At 68.1% G+C, this 15663-nt stretch carries 12 protein-coding genes and 1 tRNA gene; 7 read left to right on the forward strand and 6 right to left on the reverse strand.

Translation table 11 applies throughout. The features are described 5' to 3' along the window. The first annotated feature begins 108 nt into the window (after window positions 1-108). Window positions 109-1398 carry an O-acetylhomoserine aminocarboxypropyltransferase gene (locus tag GWI72_RS07740; protein ID WP_161673510.1) on the forward strand — a complete coding sequence of 430 codons (1290 nt, stop codon included), beginning with the start codon at window positions 109-111 and terminating at the stop codon, window positions 1396-1398. A 138-nt stretch (window positions 1399-1536) separates the two neighbouring features. On the opposite strand, the gene GWI72_RS07745 is transcribed toward GWI72_RS07740, so the two are convergent. Further along, window positions 1537-2619, reverse strand: a complete 1083-nt coding sequence (locus GWI72_RS07745) for a COX15/CtaA family protein (RefSeq protein ID WP_161673512.1) — start codon at window positions 2617-2619, stop codon at window positions 1537-1539. A gap of 316 nt (window positions 2620-2935) precedes the next feature. On the opposite strand from GWI72_RS07745, the gene GWI72_RS07750 reads away from it, so the two are divergent. Further along, entirely contained in the window at window positions 2936-3148 is a 213-nt protein-coding gene (locus GWI72_RS07750) for a DUF2842 domain-containing protein (protein WP_179956034.1), read from the forward strand. Here GWI72_RS07750 and GWI72_RS07755 read toward each other — a convergent pair. Then, the gene (locus GWI72_RS07755; protein WP_161673514.1) at window positions 3108-4190 is read right to left on the reverse strand and encodes a polysaccharide deacetylase family protein; all 1083 of its coding nucleotides are present in this window, start codon (window positions 4188-4190) and stop codon (window positions 3108-3110) included. The two genes, GWI72_RS07750 and GWI72_RS07755, sit on opposite strands and share 41 nt — an antisense overlap. A 100-nt stretch (window positions 4191-4290) precedes the next feature. Between GWI72_RS07755 and GWI72_RS07760 the strand changes: the two genes are divergently transcribed. Further along, on the forward strand, window positions 4291-5496 hold the full coding sequence (locus GWI72_RS07760) for a GNAT family N-acetyltransferase (protein ID WP_161708288.1): 1206 nt from the start codon (window positions 4291-4293) through the stop codon (window positions 5494-5496). A 61-nt stretch (window positions 5497-5557) separates the two neighbouring features. Here the strand turns inward: GWI72_RS07760 and GWI72_RS19910 are convergent, their stop codons facing one another. Then, window positions 5558-8077, reverse strand: coding sequence for an exopolysaccharide transport family protein (locus tag GWI72_RS19910; protein ID WP_179956035.1), 2520 nt, complete (start codon window positions 8075-8077; stop codon window positions 5558-5560). Between the two features lie 196 nt (window positions 8078-8273). Here GWI72_RS19910 and GWI72_RS07770 point away from each other — a divergent pair, with 196 nt between their 5' ends. The 4 genes from GWI72_RS07770 (at window position 8274) to GWI72_RS07785 (ending at window position 13155) form a co-directional block, all read left to right on the forward strand. Then, entirely contained in the window at window positions 8274-8831 is a 558-nt protein-coding gene (locus GWI72_RS07770; RefSeq protein WP_161673519.1) for a polysaccharide biosynthesis/export family protein, read from the forward strand. A 105-nt stretch (window positions 8832-8936) separates the two neighbouring features. Continuing rightward, window positions 8937-10178 (forward strand): glycosyltransferase family 4 protein, encoded by a 1242-nt coding sequence (locus GWI72_RS07775; protein WP_161673520.1) that lies wholly within the window; start codon window positions 8937-8939, stop codon window positions 10176-10178. Then, complete coding sequence (locus GWI72_RS07780; protein ID WP_179956036.1) at window positions 10175-11845, forward strand: undecaprenyl-phosphate glucose phosphotransferase; 1671 nt, start codon at window positions 10175-10177, stop codon at window positions 11843-11845. The genes GWI72_RS07775 and GWI72_RS07780 overlap by 4 nt, the downstream gene beginning before the upstream one ends. Next, complete coding sequence (locus tag GWI72_RS07785; RefSeq protein ID WP_209000071.1) at window positions 11842-13155, forward strand: O-antigen ligase family protein; 1314 nt, start codon at window positions 11842-11844, stop codon at window positions 13153-13155. The genes GWI72_RS07780 and GWI72_RS07785 overlap by 4 nt, the downstream gene beginning before the upstream one ends. Before the next feature lie 280 nt (window positions 13156-13435). Here GWI72_RS07785 and GWI72_RS07790 read toward each other — a convergent pair. The 3 genes from GWI72_RS07790 to GWI72_RS07800 all read right to left on the reverse strand — a co-directional run bounded on the left by GWI72_RS07790 (window position 13436) and on the right by GWI72_RS07800 (window position 15557). Beyond that, a tRNA-Pro gene (locus tag GWI72_RS07790) sits at window positions 13436-13512 on the reverse strand. A gap of 169 nt (window positions 13513-13681) precedes the next feature. Further along, window positions 13682-14323, reverse strand: a complete 642-nt coding sequence (locus tag GWI72_RS07795) for a MerR family transcriptional regulator (protein ID WP_161673522.1) — start codon at window positions 14321-14323, stop codon at window positions 13682-13684. A 916-nt stretch (window positions 14324-15239) separates the two neighbouring features. After that, complete coding sequence (locus tag GWI72_RS07800; protein ID WP_161673524.1) at window positions 15240-15557, reverse strand: integration host factor subunit alpha; 318 nt, start codon at window positions 15555-15557, stop codon at window positions 15240-15242. Window positions 15558-15663 lie beyond the last annotated feature (106 nt).

Genomic DNA, 15663 nt, shown 5'->3' on the forward strand with positions numbered 1-15663 from the left:
CATGCCCGCGAGGCAGCGTTTCCCGCAAAAGCTGTCTTTGACCTTCGCCTGCCCCTCGTCCAAACTCCCGATCCGGCAAGACCCCTTGCAGTTCTTCGGGAGGATGGAATGACTGACGCAACTCCGGGCTTTTCCACGCTGGCGATCCATGCAGGCGCCCAGCCGGACCCGTCCACCGGCGCGCGCGTGACGCCGATCTACCAGACCGCGTCCTTCGTCTTCGATGACGTCGACCACGCCGCCTCGCTGTTCGGCCTGCAGGCCTTCGGCAACATCTACACCCGCATCACCAACCCGACAACCGCCGTTCTGGAAGAGCGGGTTGCGGCACTGGAAGGCGGCACCGCCGCCCTGGCCGTCGCCTCCGGCCACGCCGCCCAGCTCCTTGCCTTCCACACGCTGATGACCCCGGGCGACAGCATCGTTGCCTCGACCAAGCTCTATGGCGGCTCGATCAACCAGCTCAATCACTCGTTCAAGAGCTTCGGCTGGAACGTCATCTGGGCCGATCCGTCGGACCTTGCCGCCTTCGAGGCCGCCGTTGACGAGACCACCAAGGCGATCTTCATCGAGAGCCTGGCCAACCCGGGCGGCATCGTCACCGACATCGCCGGCATCGCGGCCATCGCCAAGAAGAAGGGCGTGCCGCTCGTCGTCGACAACACGCTGGCCACGCCGTACCTGATCCGCCCGATCGAGCATGGCGCCGACATCGTCCTGCATTCGCTGACCAAGTTCATGGGCGGCCACGGCAACTCCATGGGCGGCGTCATTGTCGATGCCGGCACGTTCAACTGGTCGGCCAGCGGCCGCTATCCGCTCCTGTCCTCGCCGCGTCCGGAGTACCAGGGCATGGTGCTGCACGAGACCTTCGGCAACTTCTCCTTCGCCATTGCCTGCCGCGTGCTTGGCCTGCGCGACCTTGGCCCCGCCATCTCGCCGTTCAACGCCTTCATGATCCTGACCGGCATCGAGACCCTGCCGCTGCGCATGCAGCGTCACTGCGACAACGCGCTCAAGGTGGCCGAGTACCTGTCGACCCATCCCAAGGTCGCATGGGTGTCCTACGCTGCCCTGCCGGGCGACAAGGGCCACGACCTCTTCAGGAAGTACTGCCCGAAGGGCGCCGGCGCGGTGTTCACCTTCGGCGTCAAGGGCGGCTATGACGCGGGCGTTGCCCTCGTCTCGGGCGTCAGCCTGTTCTCGCATCTGGCCAACATCGGCGACACCCGCTCGCTGATCATCCACCCGGCCTCGACCACGCATCGCCAGCTCTCCGACGAGCAGAAGACGCGCGCCGGCGCCGGTCCGGACGTGGTGCGCCTGTCGATCGGCCTCGAGGATGTCGCCGACATCATCGCCGACCTCGACCAGGCGCTGGCCAAGCTGCCGGGCTGATCGTCGCCAGGCTCATCTGAAACATGAAAGCCCCGCCGGAGCGATCCGGCGGGGCTTTTTCGTTGGAAATGAATCCCTTCGGCGCAACAGCGAAGAAATCGAGTCGGGTGCCTCACATCCTGATTCTGAGAAACTGAATCAGCTGCGCAGCGGCGCCTCGCCCTTCAGCCGGACGAGATATTCCACCGCCATGCCGAGCACGATCACCGCCATGGCCTGATGCAGCAGCGCCACGTCGAGCGGCACATGCAGCAGCAGCGTGGTGATGCCGATGGCCGCCTGGGCGAAGATCACCCCCGTCAGCAGCATCACCGTGGCCCGGAGCCCCTTGTGGGCGTTGCGCTTCAGCGTCATCACCAGCAGCGCGACGACCGCCGCCATCAGCACATAGGCGCCGATCCGGTGCTGGAACTGCACCGTCATCACGTTCTCGAAGAAATTCTTCCAGGCCGGCTCCATCGCCAGGAGACCGGCGGGCACCCACTGTCCGTCCATCAGCGGCCAGGTGTTGAAGGTGAGACCGGCATTGAGGCCGGCGACGAGGCCGCCCAGGAAGATCTGCAGCACAACGAGACCCATCACGGCCCAGCCGGCCCGGCGCAACAGATCCGCATCGCGCGGTGTCGCCTCCGTATGCGGGGCAAGGCGCCGCGCGATCCAGAAGACATAGGCGAAGATGATGCAGGCCAGGGTCAGGTGGGTGGCGAGCCGGTACTGGCTCACGTCCGTGCGCTCGACGAGGCCGGAGGCGACCATCCACCAGCCGACCGCCCCCTGCAGGCCGCCGAGGAAGAGACCGAACAGCAGCGGCAGCTTCAGCCCGCGCTCGATCCGGCCGGTGGCCCAGAAGAAGGCCAGCGGCAGCGCATAGGCGAGGCCGATGAAGCGGCCGAGCTGCCGGTGCGCCCATTCCCACCAGAAGATGAACTTGAACTCGTCCAGGCTCATGCCCTTGTTGATGAGCTGGTACTGCGGGATCTGGCGGTACTTGTCGAATTCCTCGAGCCACTCCGCTTCGCTGAGCGGCGGAATGGTGCCATGGATCGGCTTCCACTCGGTGATGGAGAGGCCGGACTCGGTGAGACGCGTGGCGCCCCCCACGACCACCATGGCCAGGATCAGCAGGCAGATGCCATAGAGCCAGAAGCGGATCTGGGTGCGGTTGCGCACCTGCGCGGGCGTCAGGGCCGCGACGGGCGCGGCAGCAGCAGACAAGACCATTTTATTTGCGTCCGGGATTTGACGTATGAGGCGTTGGGATATAGGTCCCCGCAGGACGGGGCAAGACCCGCCCCTCCCGACAGGCCCCCGCACGGCTGTCTCGACCTTGCGACATTGCGACGCTGCGGGTCGGGCCCAGGCTGGAGCCAGGCCGGAGCCACGCCGGAATCACGCCGGAACCGGGCCGGAACCGGGCCTAAACCGGGCCGGAGCCGGTCCTGATCGGGCGCCGACCTGGACCGGACCGCGGAAGGGAGGGCTGGCGGGATGCGGGTCATGCGGTTTATGAGCAGGCCGACACACAGGGAGTTTCTCGATGCCTTCGCTGCGCAAGTTCATCGGCATGGTCGCGCTGGTCGTGTTCGTCGTCGTCTATGCCCTCGTCGCCATGGTCATCGGCGACATGACGCTGCAACAGTCGTCGCATCTGGTGCGCTTCGGCTTCTTCGCCGTGGCGGGACTGGTGTGGGTGATTCCGGCCGGCGCCATCATCTGGTGGATGCAGCGCGGCGGGAAACAGCGCGGCTGAGCCCGGAGGCGGCGCGGAACAGGACGAAGGGAGCCCCCGTCAGGTATTCCTCGACGTAGACCGGATCCTGGAAATGCCCGTTCAGCGACACACGGGGCAGGTGCATCAGGTCGCGCGCATGGGCGGACGTGAGCACGCCGGGTCGGGTCGTCACGGCCGCCTGGAAGCCCAGCTCGGCAATCAGCCGCGCTTCGCGGGCGCCCGCGGCGTCGAGATCGCCATAGGGATAGGCGAAGACCTGCGGCCGCAGGCCCAGTTCCGCCTCGATGCGGGTCATGCCGCGCTCGACATCCGCGCGCGCCTCCGCCTCGGACAGGCGGGCAAGCGCGAAATGGTCATGGGTATGCGCGCCGATGGTGACATGCCGGTCGCGCGACAGCGCCCGCAGGTCGTCCCAGGACATCATCAACTCGCCGGCGAGCGCTGCCAGATCGAGACCGTTGCCGGCTGCCAGCTTGCGCACCAGCGCCCGCTGCTCGCGCTCGTCCGTCTCGCGGATGAGGACGTCGCGCAGCACGGAAAAGCAGGTGGCCTTCTCCTCCGGCGTGCCGCAGGGCAGTTCGGTCAGGCCGCCCTGCACCGAGGCGGTCAGCCGGTCGCGTTCGCGGATCAGCCGTTCCAGCGCCACCCACCACAGCTCGGAGGTCCGGTCGATCAGGCCGGAGGTGATGAACAGGGTCATCGGAACGCCGAGGGCCTTCAGCACCGGATAGGCCTGTTCCAGGTTGTCCCGGTAGCCGTCGTCGAAGGTCAGCACCGCGAAGCGCTCGTTGCCGTAGCCGAGCGCGAGGCGATCGATCGCCTCCGTCAGCGAGACGATGCGGTAGCCGTGGCGGCCCAGAACATCGACCACCTGACCCAGAAACTCGGGCGTGATCTCCAGATGGGCGTTGGGCTGAAACGGGTCATCCGACTTCGGCCGGACGCTGTGCAACGTGAAGATGATGCCGCAACCACGGGTCAGCGGGGCCATGAGGCGCGGCAGCCAGGTGTTGCGCAACACCCAGAAGCTCGCCGAAAAGAACCGCCGCCTGAAATCCATCGTCGCTCCGGACACTGCACTTGCGCGCCTAAGTACGCTTTTTTTAGAGATTGTTGCAATGCTCCGCTGCACCAATTGCGCGTCGGGACGACAGGAACTCATGGCCCAGGCAGACAAGACCGGCCAAACGCCCCGTTTTGCCCCCGTCCTGTCCGTGGCCGGCTACGACATCGAGCTGCATGACGACCTCGGCTCCGTGGCGCCCCGCTGGCTGGCGCTCGAATCCGGCGGGCTGTCCTGTCTGTATCACCGGCATGACTGGCTCGCGGCCTGGCAGGCGCATGTGGGCTCCCCTCTGGCGCACCGGCCGCTCCTCGCCCTCGGGCGGCGCGACGGCGAGACCGCCTTCCTCTGGCCGCTCGCCCTGGTCGAGGATCGCAGCCTTGGCATTCCCCTGCGCCGTCTTTCGTGGCTGGGCGCTCGCCACGGCAACCAGAACACCGGCGTCTGGGCGCCTGAGACCTATGCCTGTTTCACGTCCGGGGAGGCCGGGCGCTGCCTGCGGGAGATCGCGCGGGGCGCCGGCGCCGATCTCGTCCGGCTCGAGCACATTCCCGAAACCTGGGCCGGCCGGCCCCATCCCATGGCGGACCTGCCGGGACAGGCGAGCGTCAATAGCGTCCATGCCGGGCCGCTCGGAGCTCCCTATGACGCGCTGCTGCGCCGGCGCCACGACCGCGATGCCCGGCGCAAGCTCGACAAGAAGCGCAAGGCGCTGGCCCGCCTCGGTCCGGTGGTCGTCGAGACGGCGACAAGTCCCGAGGCCCGTGCGGAGGCGCTTGCAGCCTTCCTCGCGCAGCGCGCCGCCCGCGCGGCGTCCGCCGGCATTCCCAATGTCTTCGGCGATCCGGCGCTGGCCGGGTTCGTCGCTGCCCTCCTTGCTCCCGCCGACGGGCGGCCGCCGGTGCTCACGGCCGCGCTCCTGCGGGTCGGCGGCGTCATCCGCGCCACCTATCTGACCGGCCAGAGCGGGACCACGCTGCATGCCTATGCCAACAGCATTGCCCAGGACGACAGCCTGCCCCACAGCCCGGGCGTGCTGCTGCTCGCCGGGCTGATCGAGGCGGCGTCCGGCGACCCGTCGCTGGACACCCTCGACCTCGGCCTCGGCGACGAACGCTACAAGCAGGCCTGGACCGATCCCCTGCCCTTGCGCGACATCAGTCTTGCCACCAGCACGGCCGGCCGGCTCGCGGGGGCGGTGGCGGCGGGCCTCAGCGCCGGCAAGCGCCGCCTGCGCGCCTCGCCGCGCCTGTGGTCCCTGATCCGGTCGCTGCGCCGGCTCGGCGCCCGGCGCGGGGCATGAAAAAAGCCCCGCAGGCGACCCTGCGGGGCGGATGCGGCTCTAAGGGGCCGGCGCTGCCGGCTCAGGCGGCCTTGGAGCTGGCAGCGACACGCCGCACGGTGACGTCGGCTTCCGTCAGCGCGGCAACCAGATCCAGAACCTCTGCCAGCCGCGCGGCATGGATGCCGGTCCGGCTTGCGACAATCACCTGATCGGCGAAGGCAAGGATCTCGGCCGCGGCGGCACTGTCCTTGCACCGGCCGAGATCGATCACGATGCGGTCGTAGGTGGCGTCGATGGCGTCCAGCACGAGGGCGAAGCGACGCGGATCCACCTGGCGGTCCGGCAGGGGCAGGCGGCCGGCCTCGATGATGTGCGCGCGCGAGCCGGCATCCCGGTAGATGACCGAGGAGAAGGAGGCGTTGCTGGCGATCAGGTCGGAGAAGCCTGCGGCCGCGGCCGGGTCGTCGCTGTCGGGGAACACTTCCATCAGCAGCGACATGTCACCGTCATCCGCAGCCTGACGCGCCATCTGGAAGGCGAGCTGATGCGACAGCTGCGGCTCGGCGGCGCTGACGACCACCGTGCGCCGCAGCCCCGACACAGCCCTCGCGGCAGGTCCGGACGCAGCCTTGGCGGCAGCGGCAGCAGTGGCCGTGGCTGCAGCGGCGCGCAGCGCGTCCGGCATGGCCACGCTCTCGGTCAGGCGCTCGACGCGCCGGGCGGCGCTCCCGGCCTCGCGGCGGGTCACCGGATCGGCGGCGGCAGGGCGGGCGCGCTCCGGCCGAGCCTCCGCTTCGGACCGGGCCGTCACCGGCTCGGCAAAGCGCTCAGCGGTCCGCTCTCCGGTCCGGTCAGGCGCGGCACGGCGGCCCAGGGGCTCGGCTGGCACCGCATCGACGCTGTCATCCCGGTCGGCAAGGCGCGCGGCAGCCAGTGCGGCTGCCTCGCCTGCGGCGGTTTCCCGGCGGCGCGGCAGATCCTCGGGCTCGGGCAGATCCCCTTCCCCGTCAAGCCCGCCGTCTTCATCCCGGTCAAGGCCGATCCCGTCGTCGTCGATCCCGTCGTCGCTCCCGGCGATGGCAAGACCCGGTTCGTCATCCGCCCGCGCGGGCGGCGCGGCCGCGCTCCTGTCCCCGGTGACCGGCTGGGGGCGGGCAATCTCAACGGGAGCCTCGTAGGTGTCCATCGGCTCGAGCGGGCGCAGCACGTCGCCGCGCAGGAACTCGCGCATGATCACGAAGGCGCAGCCAAGCACGAAGGTCGCCAGCGAGGCGGCGATGGTGAAGAACATGACCTTCGGCGAGGACGGCTCGATCGGCACCCCTGCCCGCGAGATCACGCGGGCGTCGGCCGGCAGCGCCTCGGCATTGCGGCCCGTGTCGGCGGTGCGATAGCTCGCCAGCAGCGCGTCGAGCTGGGCGGCCTTGGCATCGGCTTCCCGCTCCAGCTCGCGCAGGCGGACCTGGTCGGAGTTGGACTGGGCCGCCGCGGCCTTCAGTTCGTCCAGCCGGTTGCGCAGCGCTTCGGCCTGCTGGCGTGCCACGGCCGCGTCGGTCTCCAGACCGGCAAGCACCTTGCGCGCCTCGCCCCGGATCTGCTGGTCATAATCGGCGAGCTGCGACGACAGCGCCCTCAGCTGCGGATGCCCCGGCAGCAGCGTGGTCGAGAGTTCGGCAATGCGGGACTGCAGCTCCACCTGCCGCTCGCGCAGGCGCTGGATCAGGCCGGAATTCAGCACCTCGCTGGCGCTTTCCAGCGAGCCGCCGGAAGACAGCAGCTGGCGCAGCTGCCGGGCCTTGGCCTCGGCTTCGGCCGCAGCCGCCTCGGCGCCCGACTGCTCGGTGCTGATCTCCGACATCTGCTGCTGGTTCAGCGTCAGGTTGTCGTTGCCCACCAGCAGGTCGGCGCGGGCGCGGAAGTCCTCGACAGCCTTGCGGGCGACCTGCACGTCCTGGCGCAGCCGGTCGATCTGCGGCTCCAGCGCGCTTGCCGCGACCTCACGGCTCTCGCGCTTGGCCATCGACTGCATCTGCAGGTACTCGTCGACAATGGTGTTGGCGACCTGGGCCGCCAGCTCCGGACTGGTCGCCTGATACTCGACCGCGATCACGCGGGAGCCATCCAGCCGGTAGACGTCGAGGTTCTTGAAATAATGCTTGAGCACCCGCTCCTCGGGGGAGATTCGCGCCGGGTCGGTCAGGATGCCGAGGAGAACAAGCGCGTTCTGCAGGGTTCCCCCGGTGCCGTTCGCCTTGAATTCCGGGATCGACGCCAGATCGAGCCGCTGGGCAACCCGGCGGGCCAGATCGACCGAGGACATCAGCTGGACCTGGCTGGTCACGCCCTCGTTGTCGAGCAGCGCACGCTCGTCCTCGGCACCGCGCCCGGCCCCGGGATAGAGCGGATTGCTGCTTTCGATCAGGATCTTGGCTTCGCCGGTGAACTTCTGCGGCACAAACTGCAGCCCGATCACGACGGACAGGGCAACAGCGATCACCAACGGCAACAGCCAGCGCTGCGCCCGCCCCAGCGCCCGGATCAGGGCGGTCAGGTCCAGGGCCATGTCCTGCGGCTGATAGATGTCGTGCCTCGAACTCATCACAGAAACTCCGAACGGCTTCGGAGCAACTATGCAAAAACATGGTAAGGGAAACCTTAAGCCCCTCACCGCGCCGGCATTTACGGAATTAACCTTTATTAAGATCAAATTAACCCGCGCAGAAACCGCAAAATACCATTCACCTGCTATTAACCATGATTTGCGACGGTGAGGCCAGCCAGTTCAGGAGTCGCAGATGCTTGCCCGCCCGCTCGTCTTTCTTGCTCTCGCAGTCGCGCTTGCCGGATGCAGCGGTTACAAGCGCCCACCCTCCGCCTTTCACGAGGTGCTGACGCAGCCCTACAGGCTCGATTCCAGCGACCGGCTGCGCATCATCGTCTTCGGTCAGTCCGACCTGACAAACACCTATGTCGTTGATCAGGCTGGCTATATCTCGATGCCCCTGATCGGCAGCGTGCCAGCCCGCGGCCGCACCCAGCAGGAGCTGGCCGCAGCCATCGCCGCCTCCCTGCGCAAGGGCTTCCTGCGCGATCCGGATGTCTCCGTCGAGGTGGACCAGTACCGCCCGGTCTTCGTCATGGGCGAGGTCCAGGCTGCCGGACAGTATCCCTACGTGGCGGGCATGACCGTCCAGAACGCCATTGCCACCGCCGGCGGCTTCTCGCCGCGGGCCGACCAGGCCGGTGCCGAGATCACCCGGCAGATCAATGGCGAGATCCTGAACGGCCGTGTCCCCATTACGGACCCTGTCCGGCCGGGAGACACCATCTACATCCGCGAGCGGCTGTTCTGACAGGTTTCCCGATTAACCGGGGACTCATCCTCCCCTGCTAGTGTGCTCCCTGTTGGTGCCACGGGTTCGACAAAGAAACCCGGGCGTCCGGCAGGGAGTTTTGTCATGAGTCCGCACCCTTTGCGGATCATCCACTGCGTGCGCTCGCCCGTAGGGGGAACGATCCGGCACATCCACGATCTGGCGATCGCCCAGGCTGAGGCCGGCCATGCGGTCGGTGTGGTCTGTGATTCCACGACCGGGTCCGCGTTCGATGTCGCCATCCTCGAACGCATGCTTCCGCACCTGAAGCTCGGGATCACCCGCTTCGCCATTCATCGCCATCTGACCATCGACGACATCTTCGGCGCATTCCGGCTCTATTCCAGCGTCAAGTCGCTGCAGCCGGACGTGCTGCACGGGCATGGCGCCAAGGGCGGCGCCTATGTGCGGCTGATCGGCACGCTGCTGCGCCTGCAACGGCGCAATGTGATGCGTGTCTACTGCCCGCATGGCGGCAGCCTGCATTATGATCCCCACCGGCTGGAGGGGCGCGTCTACCACACGCTGGAACGGCTGCAGTCGCGCCTCTGTGACGGCCTCGTCTTCGTCTCCGACTACGAGCGCGCCGCCTACGAGAGCAAGGTCGGCCTGCCGCGCATTCCCGCCCGCGTCATCTACAACGGCCTGCATGCGAGCGAGTTCGATCCGGTGCGTCCGGCGGAGGATGCGACCGACTTCATCTACATCGGCATGCTGCGCGACCTGAAGGGTCCGGACCTGTTCATCGAGGCGATCTACAATCTCGGCCTGCGACGCAATGCAGCCGTGACCGCCAGCATCGTCGGCGAGGGGCCCGACGAGGCCCGGTATCGCCAGATGGTTTCCGATCGCGGGCTTGACGGGCAGATCCGTTTCCTTGGAGCCCTGCCTGCCCGCGAGGCCTTCACGCGCGGCCGTGTCGTCGTCGTGCCGTCGCGGGCCGAGGCGATGCCCTACATCGTCCTGGAAGCCATGGCGGCCGAGATGCCGATGGTGGCGACCCGCGTTGGCGGCATTCCCGAAATCTTCGGCCGGCATGCCGGCCGGCTGGTCGAGCCCGGCGACAGCCAGCGCCTGTCGCTCGCCATGGCCGACATGCTCGACAGCCCTGACCTGTCGCGGGCGATTGCCCGGGATCTGCGGCAGGCGATGGCGGACCGGTTCTCTGCCGGTGCCATGTCGGGCTCGATTACCGGTTTCTACCACGATCTCAGGGGCACGGAGCCGCATCATGCCGAAGCGGTTCCCTCTGCTCCGGAGGTCGCGCCATCCCTTGCCACACAGCCTTCTGCAAAACCCAGTTACGCCCGGCCGAGCAAACCATGATCGCAACCTCCGCTGACCGCCCCTTTCCGACAGATGCGCCTCTTGCAGCGCCCCTGACCTCGCCCCTGGCCGCACCTCTGGCCGCACCGGTCACCGCGTCTGGTGCCGCGCCGGACCCTGCTGCGACCGAGGATGCCGAGGCCCTGCGCCGCCGGCTTGCCGAGGAGCTGCGCAGCACCACAACGGCCGACGCCGTCCGCCCGGCGGCATCCCAGCCGCTGATGTCGGCCGATGCGCTGCGCATTGCCGACAGCCTGCGCTCCGACGGGATCTCCCGTCCGGTGCTGGAAGGGGTCGTCCGCCTCGCCGATGCGGTGATGGTGCTGGCGACCGGGCTGGCGGTCTTCGCCCTGGCCGGGTCCGGGGCAGCCACCGGCGCGCTGCCGCTCGCCCTGCTTGCGGTTGGCCTCGTCTCGGCGCTTGCCTTCTTCCATGCCTTTGATTGCTACCAGGTGCCAGTGATGCGGGCGGGGCTTGCCCAGGCCGGACGGATCGCCGGTGGCTGGACGCTGGTCTTCGCCATTGCCGCCATCGCCATCGCCACGACGCCGCTGACCGCCCATGTGCCGGCCAGCGTGTTCGGGGCCTGGTACGTGGCGGGACTGGCCGGGCTCGTCGGCATGCGCTTCCTGCTGTCGCGGCTGGTGCGGAGCTGGATGGCCAGCGGCCGGCTCGAGCGCCGGGCGGTGATCGTCGGCGGCGGCACGGCGGCGGCCGATCTCATCCACGAGCTGGAATCGCAGAAGGACAACGACATCCGCATCTGCGGCATCTTTGACGACCGGGCAAACGACCGCTCGCCGGCCGTGGTTGCGGGCTATCCCAAGCTCGGCAACATCGACGCGCTGGTGGAGTTCGCCCGCCGCGCCCGCATCGACATGCTGATCGTCTGCATTCCGCTCAGGGCCGAGAAGCGCGTGCTGGAGCTCCTGCGCAAGCTCTGGGTGCTGCCGATCGACATCCGCCTGTCCGCCCACACCGACAAGATGCGCTTCCGCAGCCGTGGCTCCTCCTTCATCGGCACGGTGCCCTTCGTCGATGTGGTCGAGAAGCCGATCACCGACTGGGACATGGTCGCCAAGCGGGTCTTCGACGTGGTCGTGGCCAGCCTTGCCATCGTCGCGCTTGCCCCGGTGATGCTGGCGACCGCCATCGCCATCCGGCTCGACAGCAAGGGACCGGTGCTGTTCCGCCAGAAGCGCTATGGCTTCAACAACGAGATCATCGACGTCCTGAAGTTCCGCTCGATGTATCACGACATGGCAGACCCGGCGGCAAAGAAGGTCGTCACCAAGGGCGACCCGCGCGTCACCAAGGTCGGCCGCTTCATCCGCCGCACCTCCATCGACGAGCTGCCGCAGCTCTTCAACGTGCTGGCCGGCACCCTGTCGCTGGTGGGCCCGCGGCCGCATGCGGTCAACGCCCACACCAATGACCAGACCTGGGACGAGGTGGTCTACGGCTACTTCGCCCGCCACAAGGTCAAGCCCGGCGTCACCGGCTGGGCCCAGATCAACGGCTGGCGCGGCGAGGTCGACACCCAGGAAAAGATCCAGAAGCGCGTCGAGTTCGACCTTTACTACATCGAGAACTGGTCCATCCTGTTCGACATCAAGATCCTCGCGCTCACGCCGGTGCGCCTCCTCAACACGGAGAACGCGTATTGAGCCAGTCGCTCACAGTCCCCGCGTCCGACGGGCTCCTGCGCGGGCGGCTCGTGCCCGTCAGCCGCCTTGGGGACGCGGCGCTGTGGCTGGCGGTGTTCCTTGGCGGCTTCGTGATCGCCGAACCGGCGCCCTACGAGCTGCTGATGGCGGTGCTGCTGGCGGTCTGGCTGTTCGCCGGGCTGAAGTTCCGCCGCGAGATCGGGCCGCTGATCGTGCTGCTGCTGATGTTCATGGCTGGCGGCATCATGGCGGTTCCCTTCGCCCGTGACCTGCCCTCCGGCACCATGCACATGGCCGTGTCCGCCTTCCTGGCGGCCACCGCCATGTTCTATGCCGCGCTGATCACCGAGCGGCCGGATCGCATCCACATCATCGAACGGGCCTACATCGCCAGCGCCTTCTTCTGCGCCATCCTCGGCATTGTCGGCTTCTTCAACCTGTTTCCCGGTGCCGAGGTCTTCACCCTGAACGACCGTGCCAAGGGCACGTTCCAGGATCCGAACGTGTTCGGTCCGTTCCTGCTGCTGCCGGCGCTGCTGCTGATGCGGCGGGTGATGACGGGGCCAATGCGCACATGGGGGGCGACCCTGATCGTGCTGCCGGTGCTGATCCTCGGCGTGTTCCTGTCCTTCTCGCGCGGCGCCTGGGGCATGCTCGCGGTCGCCGGTCTCATCGTCTACCTGCTGGTGCTGATCAACGAGCAGCGCGCCGACAGGCGGCTCAGGCTCGTGCTGCTGGCCGTCGGCGGCGTCGTGGCCGTGATGGCGCTTCTGCTCGTTGCCCTGTCGATCGACCAGGTCGCCGACATGTTCGAGCAGCGCGCCAAGCTGGTGCAGCCCTATGACGGCGCCCGGCTCGGCCGCTTCGCCCGCTACAGTCTCGGCTTCGAGATGGCCATGGAACGGCCGCTCGGCCTCGGGCCGCTTGAGTTCAACAAGTACTTTCCCGAGGACGAGCACAACGTCTACATGAAGGCGTTCACCGCCTACGGCTGGCTCGGCGGCATTGCCTGGCCCGTGCTGATGATCTGGACGCTGGTGGCGCTCGGCCGGCAGATGTTCCGCAACCACCCCTGGTCCTATTTCGCCCAGTGCCTGTTTGCCGTGCTGATCGCGCATATCCTGGTCGGCATCGTCATCGACATCGACCGCTGGCGCCACCTCTACCTGCTGCTCGGCCTGTCCTGGGGACTGATCGCGGCCTCCCGGCTCAGCGACCGGCGGCTCGGCATCGGCCTGAAGCCTGCCTCCGCTGCGGTCCCTGCCCGAGCGCCTGCGGCGCCTGCGGCACGGGCTCCGGCTCGCCCCTGAGCCCCGGGGCCGCCCCCTGCCCCGTCCGCCCGCAACCGGGGCCACAGGCCCGCCTCAAGGGCCAGCATCGCCGGAAGGCAGCAGGCGCAAGGCGGCACCCTGTCTCCGCTCCCTGCCGCAGAGGCGTGCAGGACAGGCCGTTTCGGACGCACCGGTTTTGGGGAGCGCCATCTTTCGGACGCACCGATTTCCAGAAGCCAGAATTTTCGGAAAACAGAATTTTCGGAAGGAAGAGCCTCGGTCCACCACCGCGAGCGGTTGGGGGAAGATGGCCGAGAAATGGTCGGGCAGGCCGGATTCGAACCGACGACCCCTTGACCCCCAGTCAAGTGCGCTACCAGGCTGCGCTACTGCCCGACTGCGCCCTCTCTAGCCGCTTCGCTTGCCCGGCGCAAGGCCTCCCGCACGGGGCTTGCGAAACAACGCACAGCTCAGCGGCCAAGCCGTTGGACCGGATCAGATTTTCCGGCAGGAGCGGTCGTGGGCTGCCCTGGCCGGCGACAGGGCCCGGGGCGCCGGACCGCGCCTAGCGGGCCTGATCGAGCAGGCGCTTGCACTCCAGCAGCTCGAACAGCGTCGCCTGCAGCTTGCGCACGTCATCCTTCGACAGCGCGCCCGAGCCGCCCGCCTGTCCCTCCGCCTTGTCGCCACGGAACCGGTCCATGAAGCGGAAACCGCCGCGGTGCTGGCTGTTTCCGGGTGCGCGCGGGTCGTCGTCAGAGAGCAGGCCCTTGGGCAGCACCTCGCTCGGCAGTCCGTGACCGGCGTCGCTGCGGGTCGAGACCGGCTCGCTCACCACGGTGCGGCGCGGCGGCGGGGTCAGCTGCGGCGGCGTGTCGTCGTCCTCGTCCTCCAGATCCATGCGCACGGCCGCGGCCAGCGGAATGGCATCCTCGCGCCAGATCTGCATGACGAAGCGCGGCCCCTGCTCCTTCAGGATGCGCTGCACGCCCTTGATGGTGTAGCCTTCCCCGTAGAGCAGATGGCGGATGCCGCGCAAAAGCTCCACATCGTCGGGGCGGTAATAGCGCCGGCCCCCGCCGCGCTTCAGCGGCTTGATCTGGGTGAACCGGGTTTCCCAGAAGCGCAGCACGTGCTGCGGCAGGTCGAGATCCTCGGCCACTTCGCTGATGGTGCGGAACGCATCAGGGCTTTTCTCAAGCGACATCGACGTCATCTCTCCCCGGCCAGGCCGGTTTCTTCATGTCAGGTTGGCAGCGCCGGCCCCGTCCCGGGACCTGCCGCCGCCCGATCGCCACCACAGAGACCCTGATCGGGCACCCTGCTTCGGCACACTGTTCAGACGCCCTGCTCGGCACACTGCTCAGGCACACTGCTCAGGCACGCCGCTCAGGCACGCCGCTCGGGCACACGGCTTGGGCATCCCGCTCAGACACCCCGCAGAGCCACAGCCTCCAGGCCGCCCGTGCGGCCAGCCCCGCCCGGACGCCAGCCCCGCCGCCGGCCCATGCAGGGACCCGAGAGGCGAGCCCTCCGGCGATGCGAGGGCGAACCGTCAGGCCAGACCGCTCCCCAGCACCAGACACTGGCCCCGCACACTGGTCCTGCAAGGGCATTCCTGCCAACCGGACCGGTCACCCGCGGCCGCGCTCAGGCGATCCTGCCAGCGCTCCCCGTCCGACCTTCCTGCCAGAACTGCGTGCCAGAGCTTCCTGCCAGACCTGCGTGCCAGAGCTGCCTGCCAGAACTGGCAATCGCCACTCCCGGTCACGGACAGCGAGCAGCCCGACCCGCCAGACTGGCCTGCCAGACCACAGCGCCACACGGCACCGCCAGACAAAACCGCCAGACCTCAGCGCCAGACCTCAGCGCCAGACCTCAGCACCAGACCGCACCGCAAGACCCCACGGCCAGAGGCCGCCACCAGACCTGGCCGGCCGGCGTGACGCTCCCTCCCACCGCCGGAGGCGAAAGGCCTGGACCACAGGCGGACGGCCAGCATCCCTTTACGCCCTGCCGTGCATCTGCCACAGACCGGAGCGGGACCAGTCCTGCTCCAACGACGTCAAGCCACCGGAGGCGACGCCCGCCGGTGGCCCGCAGCCTCTGCCCGAAGCAGCGCCTCAGTCGTCCTTGCCGTCCCCGGTCAGCGTCTCGTTGATCTTCTGCTTGAGGATGTTGCTCGGCTTGAAGACCATCACGCGGCGCGGCGAGATCGGCACCTCTTCGCCCGTCTTGGGGTTGCGCCCGATGCGCTCCCCCTTCGAGCGGACGACGAAGGATCCGAACGATGACAGTTTCACGGATTCGCCGGTGACAAGGCAATCGGATATCTCGTCGAGAACCCGTTCCACCAGCTCGGCGGATTCGGTTCTCGACAGACCGACCTTTTGGTAGACGGCTTCGCAAAGGTCGGCGCGCGTCACGGTCCTGCTGCCCATGCCCCCTCCTAGCCCCAAATCAGCCGCGGCACATCGATCCAGCTGATTTTGCTGCAAAACTTCTGTTGCGGTCTACGGTATTGTGTCCGGTCCCGGCGGTCAACCC

This window comes from Pannonibacter sp. XCT-53 (genome assembly GCF_009915765.1).
In the GTDB taxonomy this organism is placed as follows: domain Bacteria; phylum Pseudomonadota; class Alphaproteobacteria; order Rhizobiales; family Stappiaceae; genus Pannonibacter; species Pannonibacter tanglangensis.